14 protein-coding genes and 1 riboswitch are annotated in these 18,458 nt (G+C 68.6%); of the genes, 7 read left to right on the top strand and 7 right to left on the bottom strand.

The window, feature by feature from the left end; genetic code table 11:
- Positions 1-128: 128 nt before the first annotated feature.
- Together LQ564_RS21225 and LQ564_RS21220 are read right to left on the bottom strand one after the other, a co-directional pair.
- Entirely contained in the window at positions 129-1,019 is an 891-nt protein-coding gene (locus tag LQ564_RS21225; RefSeq protein ID WP_231060101.1) for a cobalamin-binding protein, read from the bottom strand.
- Complete coding sequence (locus LQ564_RS21220) at positions 1,019-2,977, bottom strand: TonB-dependent receptor family protein (protein ID WP_231060100.1); 1,959 nt, start codon at positions 2,975-2,977, stop codon at positions 1,019-1,021. Before LQ564_RS21220 ends, LQ564_RS21225 begins: the two co-directional genes overlap by 1 nt.
- A gap of 81 nt (positions 2,978-3,058) precedes the next feature.
- A riboswitch (cobalamin riboswitch) is annotated at positions 3,059-3,290 on the bottom strand.
- Positions 3,291-3,416: 126 nt separating this feature from the next.
- Between LQ564_RS21220 and LQ564_RS21215 the strand changes: the two genes are divergently transcribed.
- Genes LQ564_RS21215 through LQ564_RS21205 form a run of 3 tightly spaced genes read left to right on the top strand, consistent with a single transcriptional unit; the run spans position 3,417 to position 7,427 of the window.
- Positions 3,417-5,630 carry a M1 family metallopeptidase gene (locus tag LQ564_RS21215; protein ID WP_231060099.1) on the top strand — a complete coding sequence of 738 codons (2,214 nt, stop codon included), beginning with the start codon at positions 3,417-3,419 and terminating at the stop codon, positions 5,628-5,630.
- A complete protein-coding gene (locus LQ564_RS21210) occupies positions 5,627-6,538 on the top strand; it encodes a hypothetical protein (protein ID WP_231060098.1) in 912 nt (303 codons plus the stop codon). Before LQ564_RS21215 ends, LQ564_RS21210 begins: the two co-directional genes overlap by 4 nt.
- 52 nt (positions 6,539-6,590) lie before the next feature.
- The gene (locus tag LQ564_RS21205) at positions 6,591-7,427 is read left to right on the top strand and encodes a DODA-type extradiol aromatic ring-opening family dioxygenase (protein ID WP_231060097.1); all 837 of its coding nucleotides are present in this window, start codon (positions 6,591-6,593) and stop codon (positions 7,425-7,427) included.
- A 90-nt stretch (positions 7,428-7,517) separates the two neighbouring features.
- On the opposite strand, the gene ylqF is transcribed toward LQ564_RS21205, so the two are convergent.
- From ylqF to LQ564_RS21180, 5 genes are all read right to left on the bottom strand, one after another.
- The gene (gene ylqF, locus LQ564_RS21200) at positions 7,518-8,465 is read right to left on the bottom strand and encodes a ribosome biogenesis GTPase YlqF (protein WP_269143629.1); all 948 of its coding nucleotides are present in this window, start codon (positions 8,463-8,465) and stop codon (positions 7,518-7,520) included.
- A 218-nt stretch (positions 8,466-8,683) separates the two neighbouring features.
- Complete coding sequence (locus tag LQ564_RS21195; RefSeq protein ID WP_231060096.1) at positions 8,684-9,964, bottom strand: hypothetical protein; 1,281 nt, start codon at positions 9,962-9,964, stop codon at positions 8,684-8,686.
- Positions 9,954-10,838: a hypothetical protein gene (locus tag LQ564_RS21190; RefSeq protein ID WP_231060095.1), complete on the bottom strand. Its 885-nt coding sequence runs from the start codon at positions 10,836-10,838 to the stop codon at positions 9,954-9,956. The genes LQ564_RS21195 and LQ564_RS21190 overlap by 11 nt, the downstream gene beginning before the upstream one ends.
- A gap of 102 nt (positions 10,839-10,940) precedes the next feature.
- Entirely contained in the window at positions 10,941-11,816 is an 876-nt protein-coding gene (locus LQ564_RS21185; RefSeq protein ID WP_231060094.1) for a hypothetical protein, read from the bottom strand.
- A gap of 221 nt (positions 11,817-12,037) precedes the next feature.
- A complete protein-coding gene (locus tag LQ564_RS21180) occupies positions 12,038-12,967 on the bottom strand; it encodes a histone deacetylase family protein (RefSeq protein WP_231060093.1) in 930 nt (309 codons plus the stop codon).
- Between the two features lie 182 nt (positions 12,968-13,149).
- On the opposite strand from LQ564_RS21180, the gene LQ564_RS21175 reads away from it, so the two are divergent.
- Genes LQ564_RS21175 through mltB form a run of 4 tightly spaced genes read left to right on the top strand, consistent with a single transcriptional unit; the run spans position 13,150 to position 18,298 of the window.
- Positions 13,150-14,070 (top strand): AAA family ATPase, encoded by a 921-nt coding sequence (locus LQ564_RS21175; RefSeq protein WP_231060092.1) that lies wholly within the window; start codon positions 13,150-13,152, stop codon positions 14,068-14,070.
- On the top strand, positions 14,071-15,084 hold the full coding sequence (locus LQ564_RS21170) for a DUF58 domain-containing protein (RefSeq protein WP_231060091.1): 1,014 nt from the start codon (positions 14,071-14,073) through the stop codon (positions 15,082-15,084).
- Positions 15,081-17,105: a transglutaminase TgpA family protein gene (locus tag LQ564_RS21165; RefSeq protein WP_231060090.1), complete on the top strand. Its 2,025-nt coding sequence runs from the start codon at positions 15,081-15,083 to the stop codon at positions 17,103-17,105. The genes LQ564_RS21170 and LQ564_RS21165 overlap by 4 nt, the downstream gene beginning before the upstream one ends.
- Entirely contained in the window at positions 17,102-18,298 is a 1,197-nt protein-coding gene (gene mltB, locus LQ564_RS21160) for a lytic murein transglycosylase B (protein WP_231060089.1), read from the top strand. The genes LQ564_RS21165 and mltB overlap by 4 nt, the downstream gene beginning before the upstream one ends.
- Positions 18,299-18,458 lie beyond the last annotated feature (160 nt).

The following is an 18,458-nucleotide window of genomic DNA, read 5'->3' as shown; positions in this document are numbered from 1 at the left end:
AAACGCGGGCAGATTACCACTTTTTCGCCCGGGCTTCCGAGTGGAGGGCGGAATTTTGCATTTGCTTACGGAATTAACTTCGGGATACGGGGAAAGGATGGGCTAACGGCTACGGAACGGAACCGAAATCACTTTGGCCTGCGTTGCCGTACCTTATCGAGCGCCTCGCACAACAAAGCGGCGCCTTCGACCGCCCGCGGCCCCGGCCGCGTGAGCAATTCACCATCCACCGTCAGCAAATTGCCACGTTTAACAGCCGTCATGCTCCGATACGGCTCCCACAGCTTCACGCCAGGATTCGCAGGATCATGCCGCTTGCCCGCCATGATCGCCTCCGGATCGGCCGCGATCACCGCCTCGATGCCGACCTCCGGCGCCACCACCTTCATGGCGCCGAACACGTTGCGCCCCCCGCAGACGCGGATCGCGTCGCTGGCGATCTGCGCGTCGTTGAGGGTGTACAGCGGCTGGTCCCAGATCTGGTAGAACACGGACACCTGCGCACGCTTGCCGTAGCGGCTTTCCAGCGCGGCCAGCTTCGCCCGGTAGGCGCCCGCGGCCGACTGCGCCGCCGGCACCGTGCCCAGCAACCGCCCCAGCCGCTCGATGTTGTCGGCCACCTGCGCCAGGCGCCGCGGTTCGCTATGAAACACCGGCACGCCCAGGCTTTCGATCTGGGCGATCTGGCGCGCGGTATTCCCGGTGTGCCAGACCACGATCAGGTCGGGCTTCAGGCTCAGCACGCGTTCCATGTCGATCTGGGCATTACTGCCCACCAGCGGGATGGCCTTCGCCGCCGCCGGGTAGTCGCTGTAGTTCATGACCCCGACGACGCGCGCGCCGCCGCCGGCTGCGAACAGCAGCTCGGTGGCGTGCGGCGCCATCGAGATGACGCGCTGCGCCGGCCTGGCCACCGTGACCTTGCGGCCGGCGTCGTCGACCACGGTCACGGGAGCAGCCTGCGCCGCCATCGCGGCGCAGGCCAGCAGGAACGGCGCGAGACGCGTCGGGCTGCGCATCAGAAGTCGTAGCGCAGCGACAGCTTCAGCTGGCGGCCGTCGCTCGGGTAAATGCCCGAACGGCAGCCGAAGGCGTTGCTGTAGTACTGGCGGTCGGCCAGGTTCAGGCCGTTCACCGCGACTTCCCACGGGCCGGTGCGGTAGGCATAGCGCGCATCAAACGTGGTGAAGGACGGGATCTGCGTCGTGCAGGTGTTGCCGAAATCGCTGCCATAGCGCTGGCGGTCGACCCACTGGGCGCCGATGTCGGCGCTGTGCGGGCCGGCGCCGGCCCAGGCCAGGCGCGCGGTCACGACGTTCTTCGGCACCAGCACCATTTCGCGGCCCGCGTTCGGGCCGTCAGTGAACTCGGCTTCCACGCGCTGCCACTGGCCGGTCAGGCGCAAGTCGTCGCCGAGCGCCAGCTGGCCTTCGACTTCCACGCCCTGGCGGCGGGTCGGGTCCAGGTTGGTGTTGGCGCCCCAGCCGCCGCCCAGGGTCGGATCGTAGAAGATCTCGTTGCTCAGGCGATGGCGGAACACGCGCGCGGCGATGCGGCGCGCGTCGGTGCCGGCGGTGACGCCCAGCTCGAGGTCGCGCGAGGTCTGCACGTCGAGCAGGCCGACGCTCGAGCGGTAGCCGTTCTCGTCGGCGTTCGGCAGGCGGTAGCTGCGGCCGGCCTTGGCGTGCACGGTGACGTTGGCCGCCGCATCAAAAGCGCCTTCGACGCTCCAGGCATTGACCGACTGGCTGCCTTCCGGCACGCCCTGCGACGCATTGGCTTCCTTCTTGGTGAAGCGCTCGTGGCGCGCGCCCACGGCCAGGCGTGCGTTGCCGGCGCCGTTGAAGCGCATCTCGTCGCGCAGGTAGTAGGCTTCGGCGCTCTGGCTCGCATCCGAACCGAGGCTCGTCACGCGGTCCCAGCGGCTCAGGTCGACGCCGGCGACGAATTCGTTCAGGCCGGCGTTGAAGTTGGCACTGTGACGCATGCGCGGCGAGAACTGGGTGTGGCGGGTGTCGTAGGTCGAGCTTGATAAGAAGCCGCCGAAGTCGTAGGCCGACTCCACGTGGCGCTCGCGGTGCGCCAGTTCGGCGGCGAATTCGGTGTTGCCGACGCGGCGCTCGACGAAGGCGGTCACGCGGTCGCTATCGAGCTTGCCGAAGTCCTTCGGAGTCAGGGTCTGGCGCGGGTTGGCGGCGAACTGTTCATAGGTGAGCGAACCCGGGAAGCGCATGTCCTGGCGCGCGCTTTCCACGCGCAGGCCGGCGCGCAGGTCGTTCTGAGCCCACTGGAAGCCGCCGCTGAAGCTGGTCTGGCGGAATTCGTTGTTGTCCCGGTAGTTGTCGGTGCCCTGGCGTGCGCCGGCCAGGTCGAACGACAGCGGGCCTTCGGTGTGGCGCACGGAAGCGCGCGCATCGAACTGGTCGAAGCGACCGCCCTCCAGCACCACCGAGCCGTGGTAGCCAGCTTCGCCGCCGCGCTTGGTGATGATGTTGATCACGCCGCCGGTCGCGCCTTCGCCGTACAGCACGCTGCTGCCGCCGCGCTGGATCTCGATGCGCTCGACGGTGTCGACCGGGATCGAGGACAGCACCGGGCCGGCCAGTTCGTTCTCGTTCAGGCGCACGCCGTCGACCAGCACCACCATGTTCTGGCTGCTGTTGGAGCCGAAGCCGCGCAGGTCGAGCGCGAAGTCGGGCGAGCCGTCCAGGCTCTGGCGGCCGAACACGCCGCCGATCTTGCGGATCGCGGCGTTGACGTCGGAGACGCCGGCGCGGCGGATCTCGTCAGCGGTGATGACGGTGGCGCCGATCGGCGTTAGCGAGGCTTGCGCCGGGAAGCGCGCGCCGGTGATGACGACGTCGGGAACGGTCTCCTGGGCCAGCGCATTGGCCGCGAAGGTGGACAGGGAAAAAGCGCAGGCCAGCGCGAGCGGCTTGAAAGCCGGCGCGCTGCTTGGGAAGGCAGCAAAAGTCATGTGGATGTTCTCGGTAAAAGCACCGGCCTGCGTCCCCGCACACCGGAGTCAACGGAAGACGCGGATGCCCTGGGCATGTGCGCGCTTCCCCCTGTCCTGGCCGGTATCCGGGCTTGCAAGTCGGACTGTCCCACCTTCCTGCGCGCGAGCACAGTGGTGATCGGGACAGCCTGCCACCGCCATGCGGTAGCGCTTGTTGACCGTTGCGGGGGCAGCACATCTCGGCGTTTGGCGCGGAGCGCTTCAGCCTCGTGTTTCCCGTTTAACTGCGCAGTCGATTGCCTGCGCGTGCACCAGAACGGGGCGGATTATAACCTGACAAGATTTTTGGCGTTTTTTGCCATCCTGTCGCCTATTCCTGCGGTCTATCGCATGTGCATGGCGTTTCTTCCCCATGCTGGGTATATTCGTTCTCAAACGACAATACAGGGAGTCCCGCATGCATTTTCAAGCACGCCGCACCTTGCACGCGGCGCTCGCCGCCGCCGTGCTCGCAGCCGGCGCCGCCGGCGCCTGGCTGGCCCAGGCCCAGGCGAACAAGCCGCCGCCCGCCGCCGTCCCGCCCGCGCTCGACGGCATCGCCCTCGCCGCACCCGACGCCGCCGCCATCACCACTCCCAGCGCCGCCAATGCCTGGGGCGGCGTGCGCACCGGCGACCACGCCACCCTGTCGGACCGGGTGGTCGGCTACCGCATCGAGGCCACCCTCGACCCGGCCAGGCACGTGGTCACGGGACGCCAGGCCCTCACCTGGCGCAACCGCAGCGCGGTGCCGGTACGCAGCGTCTACGTCCACCTCTACATGAACGCCTTCGAAGGCGAAGGCAGCACCTTCTTCACCGAGATGCGCCAGCGCGGCGAAGGCTTTCGCAGCGGCGTCGGCACGGAAGACGGCGAATGGGGCCACATCGCCATGCGCGGCGTGCGCCAGGGCGCGGCGAACGTGCCGTGGCGCTTCGTCCAGCCGGACGGCGGCCCGAGCACCGACCACACGGTCGCGCGCCTGGACTTGCCGGAAGCGGTGCAGCCGGGCGCCAGCACCACCCTCGACATCGACTTCACCACCCAGCTGCCGCGCGTGATCGCGCGCACCGGCTACTTCGGCAGCTTCCACCTGGTGGCGCAGTGGTTCCCCAAGATCGCGGTGCTGGAACTGCCGGGCGAGCGCGGCGCGACAAGCCCGCGCTGGAACGCCCACGAATTCCACATGGAGTCCGAGTTCTACGCCGACTTCGGCAGCTATGACGTCAGCCTGACGGTCCCGAAGGGCTACACGGTGGGCGCCACCGGCGAGCTGCAAGGTAAACCGCTCGAGAAGAACGGCCTGCTCACGCACCGCTACGTGCAGCACGACGTCCACGATTTCGCCTGGACCGCGGACAAGCGCAGCGCCGCGCCGCTGGTCGAGACCTGGACCGGCCCCGGCAGCCCGACCGTGACGGTGCAGGTGCTGTTCCCGCCCGAGTACGAGGCCAGCGCCAAGCCGGCCATGAAGGCGGCCAAGGATTCCCTGAGCTGGTTCTCGCGCACCCTCGGCCCCTACCCCTACCGCACGCTGACGGTCGTCATTCCGCCGTATAACGCCACCGAAGCGGGCGGGATGGAGTACCCGACCTTCTTCACCGCCTCCGGCCACGCGACCGTGGAACCGAATTCGCTCGACGAATTCCTGCTGGAAGGCGTGACCATCCACGAATTCGGCCACGGCTACTTCTACGGCATCCTGGCCAGCAACGAGTTCGAGGAGCCGATGCTGGACGAGGGCCTGAACGAGTACTGGGACAACCGCATGCTGCGCGAGCGCGGCCAGCAGGCGCACCCGATGCCGCCCTTCCTGAAACGGATCGGCATCGACCCGGCCTTCGACGCCTTCGACATCGTGCGGGTCGGCTCGCCGCGCGACAAGCCGGCCGACGCGCCCGGCCAGAACGCCTGGAACCGCCTGCAGGGCATCGGCCCGGTCTACAACCGCACGGCCCTGGTGATGCGCGACCTCGAGGAGCGCATCGGGCGCGAGGCGATCGAGCGCGGCTTCAAGGAATACTACCGGCGCTGGAAGTTCCGCCACCCGAGCGTGGCCGACTTCCGCGAAGCGCTGGCCGACGGCAGCGGCCAGCGCGCCGTGGTCGAAGAGGTGTTCGCGGCGCAGATGTATGCGGTGGCGCGGGTGGACGACCGCGTGAGCGAGATCGCCAGCGAGGAAGTGCTGCCGCTGGCCGGCACCCGCCTGGAAAACGGCAAGCGGATCGAGGAAACCCGGGCCGACCTCGACAAGCGCATTGCGAAGGTGCGGGCCGACTGGAAGAAGGCCAATCCCGACGCCAAGGAGGGCCGCGGCCCCTTCCCCTGGCGCACCCAGGTGACGCTGCGGCGCGAAGGCGCGAACGTGCCGCAGACGCTGGTGGTGCATTTCGCCGACGGCAGCAGCGAGACCGTGGCCTGGCACGCGAACGAGAAGTGGCGCACCTTCAGCTGGACCAAGCCGGCCAGGGCCGTGTCGGCCGTGCTCGACCCGCGCCGCAGCCACTACCTCGACGTCAACAAGCTCGACGACAGCCGCACGCTCGACAAGGACAGCCGCGCGTCACGCCGCTGGGCCAGCGACGCGATGGCCTTCATCCAGCTCCTTCTCTCCTTCATCGCCACCGTATGACGACCATGCAACCGACCCTCGAGACGCCCCAGGCCGTCCACTCCTCCGCTGCGCCCGAGCGCCGCGGCCTGCGCGCCGCCCTGCGCCCCGCCCTGCAATGGCGCCTGATGCTGCTCTGGCTGCTCGGTCTACTGCTGCCGGCCCTGGTGGCCAGCCTGCCGGTCTGGCGCATGTTCGGCGCCGCCTTCGACCATAGCGTGCAGGCCGGCGTGCTGGCCCAGCGCCTCGACCTGGCCGCGATCACCGACCTGGCCAGCCTGCATCCGCAGCACGCCGCGGCGCTCGGCGGCGGCGGCCTGGTCGCCGTGGTATTGACCCTGCTGCTCTCGCCCCTGCTGACCGGCGCCGCCATCAGCGCGGCGCGGGCCCCGGCGCCACTGGGCTTCGCCGCCCTGGCCGCCGGCGGGGTGCGCGAATACGGACGCCTGCTGCGCACCCTGGTCTGGGCCATCGTGCCGCTCGGCCTGGCCGCCTTCCTGGGCGGGATCGGCGCGGGCGCCGCTTCCGACCATGCAGCCGGCGCGGTGCTGGAATCCTCGGCCAGCAATGCGCAGCTGGGCGCCACCGTCGTCATGGCGATACTGCTCCTGCTGGCGCATGCGACCCTGGACGCGGGCCGCGCCCAGCTGGCGCTGGACCGGCGGCGCCGCTCGGCGGTGCTGGCCTGGGTGGCGGGCCTCAAGCTGCTCGTGCGCCGGCCGCTGGCCACGCTCGGGGTCTACTTCGGCGTGACGATCGTCGGCTTCGGGCTGGCCGGACTGCTGGCGGTGGCGCGCATCAACGTGCCGGCGCTGGGCCTGGGCAGCTTGCTGGGCGGCTTCGCGCTGGCCCAGCTGGCCGTGCTGGTGCTGGCCTGGATGCGCTGCGCGCGCCTGTTCGGGCTGATGGAAATGGCCCGCCCACGCTGATTTCCATCCTGCGCTACCATGGGTGTTTCGACGTCGATCGAGCGGAGCACCCATGACTTTGCCCACCTATTTCGTGTCCCACGGCGGCGGCCCCTGGCCGTGGATGAAGGACCAGTACGGCCCGGCCTACGACCGGCTGGAAGCGTCGCTGAAGGCGATGCGGCATGAAGCCGGCGAGCGGGCGCGCGCGGTGCTGGTGGTGACCAGCCACTGGGAGACGCCGGGCTTCATGGTGTCTTCAAGCAGCGCGCCCGGGATGATCTACGACTATGGCGGCTTTCCGCCGCATACCTACCGGATCGCTTATCCGGCGCCGGGCGAACCTGCGCTGGCGCGGCGCGTGGCCGGGCTGTTGACGGCGGCGGGCCACCCGGCGGGGCTGGACCCGGAACGCGGCTTCGACCACGGGACGTTCTCGATGCTGTATCCGGTGTATCCGGACGCGGCGATGCCGGTGGTGCAGCTGTCGCTGCGGCGCGATCTCGATCCGCAGGCGCACATCGAGGCCGGACGCGCGCTGGCGCCGTTACGGGATGAGGGCGTGCTGATCGTCGGGAGCGGGCTGTCGTATCACAATCTGCGGCAGTTCGGGGCAGGCGGTGGCGCGGCGTCGCGCGCCTTCGATGGGTGGCTGCAGGAGACGATGGCGCTTGCTCCGGACGCGCGCAATGCGGCGTTGTTGCGGTGGAGTGATGCGCCGATGGCGCGGGTGGCGCATCCGCGGGAGGAGCATTTATTGCCGTTAATGGTGGCGTCGGGCGCGGCAAGTGGGGAGCCGGCGGCGTGCGTGTATCACGAAGATGATTTCTTCGGAAGCCTGACCGTATCGAGCTTCAGGTTTGGTAGGGTGGGCGGTCCCCCGCCCACGCGTTCAACGAACGAGAGTTAAGCCACGGAGCGGGCCAGGAAACGTGATTTGAACGCGTGGGCGGGGACCGCCCACCCTACAAGAGCGATCTAGGTAGCCAATCGACCGGGATCACGTCCCGCGCTTGCCGCGCATGGCCTCTTCGGCCTTCAGCGCCGCTTTCTCTTCGGCGATGCGCGCCTTCTCGGCCATCTCGGCCGCGTGCTGCGTCAAGGCCGCCGCGCGCGTTTCCGGCGTCTCCAGGCTGATCCTTCCCAGCGCCCCGGTGCGGTAGTCGTGCAGCAGCACGTGGGCCGCTTTTTCGTAGTCGAAGTCGCCGCCGCGCATGCGGAAACCGCGGCGCGCCGCCACCTGTTCGATCACGGCGATGCCGTCCAGGCCCTCGGTCCTGAAACCGTAGCGCGCGGTGAGCAGCTGCGGGTAGCGCTCCAGCAGCAGGTTGCCCAGGAATTCGGCCACCTCCTCCTCGATCAGCGCGTTGGAGCCGACCGCATGGCTGGCGGCCAGCATCAGGCCGTCGCTGGCCATGGCGATCTTCGGCCACAGCATGCCGGGGGTGTCGACCAGCACCATGTGCTTGCCGAGGTAGAGCTTCTGCTGGGTTTTCGTCACGGCCGGCTCGTCGCCGACCTTGGCGACACGTTTTTTCAGCAGCGCGTTCATCAGGGTCGACTTGCCGACGTTCGGGATCCCCATGATCATGATGCGCAGCGGCTTGGTGGGTACGCCGCGGTGCGGGGCCAGCGACTGGCAGATGTCGGGGATGCGCGCGACGTCGCCCGGCTTCTTGGTCGTCATCGGATAGGCCGTCACGCCGTCCTGGGCGTCGTAGAACGCTTTCCAGGCCGCGGTCGCCTGCGGATCGGCGAGGTCGATCTTGTTCAGGATTTTCAGGCAGGGGCGCTGGCGGAACTTGCGCAGCTCCTCGACCAGGGGATTGCAGCTCGCCTCGGGCAGGCGGGCGTCGAGGACTTCGATCACCAGGTCGGTGTTCTCCATCTGCTCGGCGGCTTCCTTCTTGGCCGCGTTCATGTGCCCCGGGAACCATTGAATGGACATGCTGTGCTTTCGTAATCTTCAATTCAAGGCGCTATTTTACGCTGCCGCCCGTCTCGGGGAAAAATAGGTGCGCAGTTGATCCTCAGCAACGCATGGATGCCTCGACGGCGCAACAATGGTCTTTTCGCCCGCATCACGGAGGATCGCCATGCACCAGGCCCCCAACTCCCTGCGCACCCGCTGGATCACCTTCGGCACGCTGTGCGGAGTGATCGCCCTCAGCTGCCTGGTCGGGCGCTTCCCGCTGCTGGCGGCGTAAGTTTCCCCATCTGCGCCATGCCCGCCGGCGCGCAGGCGCTTTGCGGCAGCGGCTGCGCCGGATCGAAGGCGCCCAGCGCGGCGCGCGCGGCCTGGCGGTCCTTCGCGTATTCCGCCAGGTAGCGGCTGCGCTCCTCGCTCTGCCATTCGGCATCCGACACGCCATCGAGCGAGCGCGCACGCCCGCTCAGCACGCGGCCCTGCAGGCGGGCTACCTGCAGGCGGTCCGGGTCGACGTTCTCGCGCAGCAGGTAGCCGTCGACGTCGCGCAGGGTCAGCGGCATGGCCGGCGTCTCGTCCTTGAGCAGCTTGCCGAACACCGTCAGCTTCACTTCGCGCGTGCCGGTCTGCAGCACGTCGTTGAAGGTCGCCACCGCGAAGGGCTTGCCGCGCGCGTCGTCGACGCGGCCGGTGACGACGTAGCGGCCGGGCTGGCGCACTTCCAGGCCCAGGTAGTAGTGCAGCGAACCTTCCTCCACCGCCTCGCGCGCCTTGCCGGTCCAGGTGGCCGGCAGCACCGGCGTGTAGATCACGTCGAACAGGGCGAAGCCGCTGCGCCCGCCGGCCGTGTAGCGTACTTCGATGCGGATGGTGCCGTGAAAGCCCGCCAGGCCGCCCTGGCCCGGGGCCAATACGCCGGCATAAGCGTTGTCGCCGGCGACCGGGTCGGCGCCGCCGCCATCGTCCACGAACGGCACCGCCACCTGCGGCGTCGGCCGGCTGGACCCGTAGGTCATGCCCTGGGCCACCGCGCGCGTGACCACCAGCGGCAGGGTCTGGCCCTTGCCGTCGACGGCGCGCAGGGAGAAAGCGGCGGCTTCGCCGGCGGCCAGGTAAACGTGCGACTGCGAGGTCTGCAGCAGCACCGTATTGTTGGTGCCGCCGCCTTCCGTGCGCATCGGGTTCGCCTCCTGGATGGGCTGGTTCGGATGGACCTGGTCCGGGTTCTGCGCCACCGGGCGCGACTCCATCGGGTACTTGCTGCCCTCCAGGTAGCTGCAATAGGTGTGGTCGGTCAGCTGGACCTGCTCGAGCAGCTGGCGGCGGCGCTCGTCCCGGTCGCTCGGGATGGGCAGGCCGCCGTCATCGGGGACGGCGCCGAAGAACTGCGGGCCGGCGGGCTGCGGCGCACTCGCGGTCCGGGGCGCCGCATCGGGGCCGCTGCGCCCGAGCCACAGGGCCAGCGCCGCGGCGATCGCCACGCCGGCCCCGATGAACGCTGCTGGCCGCTTACTGGGCACTGCTCACCACCGCGCTGCGCACCACGCCGACGATGCCGCCCCAGTTGCCGTTCGCGTAGTGGTTGTAGGCTTCGCCGTCGTCGCGGAACGCCACCGAGTGGTAGCTCCACTTGGCGCTGCCGCCCTCATTGGCCGCGGTGCCGAGCGTCAGGTCGTTGCAGAACCAGTCGCTCGGATTGCAGTAGGACCCGCCCGCGCTGCCGGCCACGCCGCCGGTGCTGTGGTAGGCGACGGCTTCGTCGTCCTGGCCCGGCAGGATGCCGGAATAGGCGGTGCCCTTGGCGGCCGCGTACATGTAGAACCAGATGTTGCGGGTCGTGTTGTGGTTGTACATGGCGCGCGCGGTGCTCGTCTTCAGGTCCTGCACCAGCGGCTCGGAGGTGGTCCAGGAGCCGACGTCCGACAGCTCCGAGCCGCCCGCCGCGCCGGAGGCCGCCCTCACCCACTTGATGTTCCAGCCGGCCTGGCTCGATCCATCGGTGTTGCCGCACACGCCGGCGCTGTTGGCGCTGGCGTTCTTCTTCAGGCGCGCCGAGCCGCCGTAGTTGGCCAGCGTGTAGCCCATCATCAGGTCGCCCGCGCTATGGGTGACGATGTAGCACCAGTTGGACCCGGTGCAGAAGCAGTCGAGGGCGTCGCGCACCTTGCCGTTCTGCGAGGCGATGCTGCTGCGCCCGTCCCAGTTGACCGACTTCTTGTTGACCCCGGCGGCCGTGGTGCCGGGGCCCCAGTAGCTGAAGTCGTTGTAGTTGCCGACCGCGCCGCCGCCGGTGCGGCCGTTGATCCAGAGCGTGTAGTTGGCGGCGGCGGCCCAGCCGGATACGAGGAACAGGCACAGCGCGCCGATGGCGCGGATGGTGCGAATGATTTTCACTGTTGTCTCCATCAAGTCGTTGTCTGCCATATTGCTTATGGCTGAGTTCGACTCTATGCCTGACATGCATGCGCGTCAAATCGCACAACAGTGCGCGCTCCCCTACTGTGCGGTATTCACCACGGCGCCGCGCAGCACGCCGATGATGCCGCCCCAGTTGCCGCCGCCGTAGTGGTTGTAGTCCTCGCCGTCGTCGCGGAAGGCGACAGAATGCCAGCTCCACTTGCTGCTGCCGCCCTGGTTGTTTTCCGTCCCCAGGCGCAGGTCGTCGCAGAACCAGTCGCCCGGGTTGCACAGCGAGCGGCCCGAATTGCCCGCCACCCCGCCCGCGCTGTGGTAGGCGACCACCTCGTCGTCCTGTCCCGGCAGCACGAAGGAGTAGGCGGTGCCGCGCGCGCCCGCGTACATGTAGAACCAGACGCTGCGCGTGACGTTGTGGTTGTACATGGCGCGCGCCGTACTGGTTTTCAGATCCTGCACCAGCGGCTCGGAAGTGGTCCAGGCGCCGATGTCCGACAGCTCCGAACCGCCCGCGGCGCCCGCCGCCGCCCGCACCCACTTGATGTTCCAGCCGGCCTGGGTCCCGGCGCCGCTGTTGCCGCACACGCCGGCCGCGTTCGGGCTGGCGTTCTTCTGCTGGCGGATGGTGCCGCCGTAGTTGGCCAGGGTGTAGCCGGTCAGGAGGTCGCCGGCGCTGTAGGTGACGACGTAGCACCAGTTGTTCCCGGTGCAGAAGCAGTCGAGCGCGTCGCGCACCCGGCCGCTCTGGGAAGCGATGCTGCTGCGGCCGTCCCAGTTCACGGCCTTCTTGTTGACCCCGGCGGGGGTCGAGGACGGGCCCCAGTAGCTGAAGTCGTTGTAGTTGCCTGGCGTGCCGTTGGCGCCGCTGCCGGCACGGCCGTTGATCCAGAGGGTGTAGTTGGCGGCGGATGCGAGGGTGGATGCGAGCAAGAGGCAGAGGGCGAGGATGGTCTTCACGGGGGTCTCCTTGTTGTTCGCCGGGGGGCGTCAAGGATTAGATGAGATACCGGGGGCTGCGTTCCGTGCTGAGACTGCGCTTGGTGAAATTGGGTTCCGGCCTGCGCCGGAACGACGGTTCAACGGTTCGTGGTAAAAGGTGGCAGCAACGCCTGGACAGCTGCGTGAGAACGTCGTCCCGGCGAAGGCCGGGACCCAAGTTTGCTGGCAAACCGCGAAAGTCACTCGAGCTCCGCGAGCACCTTCACATGCGCGACCACACTGCGCCCCAGCGCCGACAAGGCATATCCGCCTTCAAGGCAACTGACGATCCGCCCCTGCGCATGCTGCTTCGCCACCGCCATGATCTGCCTTGTGATCCACGCATAATCGCTTTCGACCAGCCCGATCCCGCCCATATCGTCCTCGCGGTGCCCATCGAACCCCGCCGACACGAACACCATCTGCGGCCGGTGCGCGTGCAGCGCCGGCAGCCACAAGTCCGTGACCAGCTGGCGCACCGCGTCCCCATCGGCCAGCGCCGGCACCGGCACGTTGACGCTGGTGGCGCTGTAGGGCTCCGGGTCGGAATACGGGTAGAACGGGTGCTGGAACAGGCTCACCATCAACACGCGCGGGTCGTTGCGGAAGGCGTCGGCGGTGCCGTTGCCGTGGTGGACGTCGAAGTCGACGATGGCAACCCTTTCCAGCCCGTGCACCTCCATTGCATGCCGCGCAGCGATGGCGACGTTGTTGAAGAAGCAAAATCCCATCGGCTCGGTGGGCGTGGCGTGGTGGCCGGGCGGGCGCACCGAGCAGAAGGCGTTGTCGACTTCGCCCGCGATCACGGCGTCGGTCGCCGCCACCGCCGCGCCGGCCGCGCGCAGCGCCGCGCGGTAGCTGTCGTGGCAGAGGATGGTGTCGCCGTCGAGCGGGTAGTAATCGCCCGGGGCCGGCACGTTGTCGCGCACCAGCGCCAGCGCGCCCGGCGTGTGGTTGCGCAGGATGTCGGCAACCTCGGCCAGCGGGGCGCTGCGCCGCTCGAGCAGGCCGTCGAGGCGCGCCAGGATCAGCTGGTCGTCGATCGCGCGCAGGCGCTCGGGACATTCGGGATGCCAGTCGCCCATCTCGTGCCGCAGGCAGTCGGGGTGGCTGAAAATTGCTGTGCTCATGGTGGTGGGTCTCCGTGTCAGCTCATCCATAGCGCACCTTCGCGCCCGATCTCGCATAGAATCGGAGCCGAGGCTTGTTGCCGACGGAGTACAAAGCTTGCCAATGGCGCTAATCTACCATGATGCCGCGCCGGCCTGCTCGGCTACGCACTGAACGCACTGAACGGACCACGGAACCTACTATGTTCAATCAATTACATGCGGCCGCACGCCAGGTCGGCCAGGTCGTGATCGGCAAGGACCAGCAGGTCCGGCTGGCGCTGACCTGCCTGCTGGCCGGCGGCCACCTGCTGCTCGAGGACCTGCCCGGCGTCGGCAAGACCACGCTGGCCCACGCGCTGGCGATCTCGCTGGGCCTGAAGTTCAACCGGGTCCAGTTCACCAGCGACCTGCTGCCGGCCGACGTGGCCGGCATCTCGGTCTACGAGCGCGAGACCAATGGCTTCGTGTTCCACAAGGGCCCGATCTTCACGCAGGTGCTGCTGGCCGACGAGATCAACCGCGCCACGCCCAAGACCCAGTCGGGCCTGCTGGAAGCGATGGAAGAACGCCAGGTCAGCGCCGAGGGCGTCACCCACAGCCTGCCCGAACCCTTCTTCGTGATCGCGACCCAGAACCCGGCCAACCAGGTCGGCACCTTCCCGCTGCCGGAATCGCAGCTCGACCGCTTCCTGATGTGCCTGACCCTGGGTTATCCGGACGCCGCCGCCGAACGCGCCCTGCTGAAGGGCGAAGACCGGCGCGCCATGCTGCGGCACTTGCAGCCGGCGATGCAGCCATCGGAACTGGCGCAAGCCCAGCGCGCGCTCAAGGAAATCCATGCCTCGGATGCGCTGATCGGCTATGTGCAGGCGCTGGCCCAGGCCTCGCGCCAGAACGGCCTGTTTGCCGAAGGCCTGTCGCCGCGCGCGGCGCTGGCCCTGCTGCAGGCGGGGCGCGCCTGGGCTGCGCTGGAAGGACGCGACCACGTGATCCCGGAAGACATCCAGGCGGTGCTGGTGCCGGTCTGTGCGCACCGCCTGCGGCCTTTGCGCTCGGCGCAGGGCATGGCGCTGGCCAGCCGCGACCTGGTCCTGCAGCTGCAGAAATCGGTGCCGGTCTAGATGGCGGTGGCGGCACGCGCGAAGGGTGCGGGACTGCGCGGCTGGCTGCGGCGCAGCACCGGCAAGTGGCTGCCGCGGCGCGGCACGCTGGATGCGGGCGAGGTGGTGCTGAGCCAGCGCCGCGTCTTCATCCTGCCGACCCGCGCCGGCATCGGCTTCGCGGTGCTGCTGCTGGTGCTGCTGATCGGTTCGATCAACTACCAGCTGGGCCTCGGCTTCGCGCTGAGCTTCCTGGTGCTGTCCTGCGCCCTGGTCGACATGGTCTTCACCTACCGTAACCTGGCCCACCTGGCGCTGCAGCAGGGCCGCATGCCGCAGGTCTTCGCCGGCCAGGAAGCGCAGTTCGAGCTGCACCTGACCAACCGCAGCAAGCTGGCGCGTTACGGGGTCTGGATCGATTTCGACGACATCAAGGAGCCGCGCCACGCGGTCGACGTCAAGGCGGCCGGCAGCGCCGCGGTGCTGCTGGCCGTGCCGACCGCGGACCGCGGCTGGCTGCAGCCGGCGCGCGTGGTGCTCTCCACCCGCTTCCCGCTCGGCCTGTACCGCGCCTGGAGCTACTGGCGCCCCGCCGCGCGCGCCCTGGTCTACCCCAGGCCCGAGGAAGGCGCACCGCCGCTGCCGCTGTCGGGCAGCGCTTCCGGCAGCGGTCGCGCCGGGGGCAACGACGACTTCGCCGGCGTGCGCAGCTACCAGGCCGGCGACTCGCCGCGGCAGCTGGCCTGGCGCCAGATCGCCCGCCTCGACCCGAGCCTCGGCGGCCAGCTGGTCACCAAGCATTTCGAAGGCGCCACCGGCGACGAGCTGGTGCTCGATTTCTCCGCCCTGCCGGCCTACCTGGACGTGGAACTGCGCCTGTCGCGCATGACGCGCTGGGTGCTCGACGCCGAGCAGCGCGCCCTGCCCTACGCCTTCCGTCTGGGCAGCCTGCGCTACGACGCGGCCAATGGCGCGGCCCACCAGGCGGCCTGCCTGCGCGCGCTGGCCCTGTACGGCCTGCAGGAGGCGGCATGAAGGACGCCCCCATCAAGCCGTCCCTGTTCGCCCGCCCGCTCCCGCGCGACAAGGCCGACACCCTGCTGCTGCTCGGCAGCGCGGTGCTGGTGCTGGCGCCGCACACGGCGCACCTGCCGCTGTGGGTCTCGCTGCTGTGCGCCGCCACCCTGCTCTGGCGCGGCTACATCACCTTGCGCGGCAAGCGCATGCCCTCGACCCTGGTGCTGCTGCCGATCGCCGCCGGCGCGATGGCGGGCGTGCAGTTCAGCTACAACACCCTGCTCGGACGCGATGCCGGCGTGGCGATGCTGGTGATGCTGGTCGCCTTCAAGATGCTGGAGATGCACGCGCGGCGCGACCTGTACGTCGTGATCTTCCTGTGCTTCTTCCTGGTGCTCACCAACTTCTTCTACGCCCAGGGCATCGGCACCGCGATCCTGATGGTGGTGGCGGTATTGGCCTTGTTGACCACCCAGATCTCGTTCCAGTTCACCGGCGCCGTGCCTTCCTTGAGAGCGCGCCTGGCGCTGAGCGGCAGGATGCTGCTGTTCGCGGCGCCGGTCGCGGTGGCCCTGTTCTTCATCTTCCCGCGCCTGGGCGGCCCGCTGTGGGGCATGCCGGGTTCCGGCGGCGGCAGCGGCGGCAAGTCCGGCCTGTCGGAACGGATGGCGCCGGGGCAGATGTCGAACCTGGCCATGTCGGATGAACCGGCGTTCCGGGTGCGCTTCGACGGCGCGGTGCCGGACAAATCGAAGCTCTACTGGCGCGGCCTGGTGCTGGACGCCTTCGACGGCGCCGCCTGGACCCGCGGCGGCTCGCTGCCCGGCAGCCAGACCGTCTCCCTGAACGTGCGCGGCGAGGCGGTGCGCTACGAGCTGACCCTGGAACCCTCCGACACCCGCTGGCTGTTCACACTCGACATGCCGGGCCACCTGCCCGAGATCGACGGCTACCGCAGCCAGGTCTCGCACCAGCTCGAACTCACCAGCGAGCGTCCGCTCGAGGGACGGGTGCGCTATGCGATGACCTCCTACCCCGAGTACACGCTGGACGACGGCGAGGCGCTCGAGGATCCGAACCAGTGGCTGCTGCTCCCCTACGGCTACAACCCGAAGGCGCTGGCCGCCGGCCTGGCGCTGCGTAAACTCGCCGACCCGGTCGAACGGGTGAACACGGTGCTGCGCCAGTTCCGCGAACAGCCGTTCAGCTACACGCTGGAGCCGCCGCTGCTGGGCCGTCATTCGATCGACGAATTCCTGTACGGGACCCGCGCCGGCTTTTGCGAACACTATTCCGGCGCCTTCGTGTTCCTGATGCGCGCGGCCGGCATTCCGGCGCGGGTGGTCACCGGCTACCAGGGGGGTGAACGCAATCCGCTCGACGGCTTCGTCACGGTGCGCCAGTCCGACGCCCACGCCTGGGCCGAAGTCTGGGTGCGCGGACGCGGCTGGGTGCGCATCGACCCGACCGCCGCGGTGGCGCCGGAACGGGTGCGGCGCAACCTGGCCGCGGCGGTCGAGCGTCCGGCGCCGTTCGGCATCGACGCGCTGCGCGGGCTGTCGCTGTTCCAGGCCGGCGAGGATTCGCTCTTGGTACAACTGCGCAATGCGCTGGGCGCCGTCAACAACGGCTGGAACCAGTGGGTGCTGAACTACACGCCGGAACGCCAGGCCGGGCTGATGCAAAGCCTGCAATCGACGCTGGCGGACTGGCGGTTTGCCGGTGTGGCAAGCCTGCTCGTGCTGGTGTTGCTGGTGGCCAGAATTTTCTATCGCCGCAGGGCAATTGACCCTGTCGAGGCGGTATACTCCGTCCTATGCAAGCGCCTTGCCCACCTGGACCTGGCACGCGCAGCGGACGAAGGACCCACCGCCTACGCGGCCCGGATCGCGGCCTCGCAGCAACTGGCGCCGCCATCACGCGAAGCCGCCGTCGAGTTCTTGCGCCGCTACAGCGCCTGGCGCTATGCGCCGCCCCAGCCCGAATCCTCCGCGCGGCTGGCCGCCACCTTGAAGAGTCTATTGTCACAGCTTCGATGAAATCGTTCGTTCCCCTGTTTGCCGCGCTGGCAATGGCGTTTTCCCCGGTCGGAAACGCCGATGCCGCCGCGAAGGATTCCAAGCCCACCAGCACCAAAAGCACCAAGGCCGCCAAGACAGCCAAGGCGGCGAAAGCCAAAGCCGGCAAGGCCAGGGCCGGCAAGAAGGTCGCCATCAAGTCGAGCCGCGTGATCAAGGCGGCCCCGGCCGCCGCCGTGATCGACTATGACGGCGAGCACAGCAACTTCCTCGAATGGCAGGCGGTGCGCGAATTCATCGAAGAGATGGTGGCCCGGCACGGATTCGAGCGCGCCGAACTGGATGCGCTGTTCGGCCAGGCCCGCTTCATCGATTCGGCCGTGCAGCTGGTGAAACCCGCGCCGCCCGGCAAGCCGAAGAACTGGCAAGCCTACCGCGACCGCTTCATCGAACCGATCCGCATCAATGCCGGCGTGCGCTTCTGGAACGACAACGCGCAAGCCCTGGCGCGCGCCGAGGCGGCCTATGGCGTCCCGGCCGAGATCATCGTCGGCATCATCGGCGTCGAGACGATCTATGGGCGCGACACCGGCAAGTTCCGCGTGCTCGACACCCTTGCCACCCTCGCCTTCGCCTACCCGGAAACCCCGAACCGCGCCAGCCGCATGGCCTTCTTCCGCAGCGAGCTGGCCAACACCCTGCTGTTCGCGCGCGAGCACAAGGTGGAGCCGTTCTCGCTGCTCGGTTCGTTTGCCGGCGCGGTCGGCATGCCGCAATTCATGCCGGGCAATATCCTGAAATACGGCGTCGACTTCGACAAGGATGGCCAGATCGACCTGCGCACCTCGAGCGAGGATGCGATCGGCAGCGTGGCCAATTTCCTGGTCCAGCACGGCTGGAATCCGGAGCACCGCGGCAGCCCGGTGTACGCCGCCGACGTGTCGCCGAGCCAGGCCTGGGAACCCCTGCTCGATCGCGGCCTGGCCGCCACCCTGCGCCCCGAGGAGCTGCGCGCAGCGGGCGTGACGACCGCCCAGGCGCTGCCGGCCGAGCGCCTGTACGGCCTGGTCAATCTGCAGAATGGCGCCGAGGCGACCGAGTACTGGGTGGCAAACGATAACTTCTTTGCCATCACCAAGTACAACCGCAGTTATTTTTATGCCATGTCCGTGATCGAACTCGGTCGGGCGGTGAGCGCCGCGCGGCCCCAGTAAGCATTGCTGGCCGGGAAACTTTGTATCGAGTTGTAACTGGTTTCCCGGCCGGACACGTCCGTATCCTTCCCTCACATACTTCATACTCCCCAGGGGTATGCGCCGCACTTTCTGCAGATTCTCCATAGAAACACCTGCGCGACTATCATACTCCCCGTTT

Origin of the sequence: Massilia phyllostachyos, assembly GCF_021044825.1 — a bacterium.
GTDB lineage: Bacteria > Pseudomonadota > Gammaproteobacteria > Burkholderiales > Burkholderiaceae_D > Telluria > Telluria phyllostachyos.
Note: the sequence above shows the minus strand (reverse complement) of the source record. Positions and strands in the feature narration are given on the sequence as shown.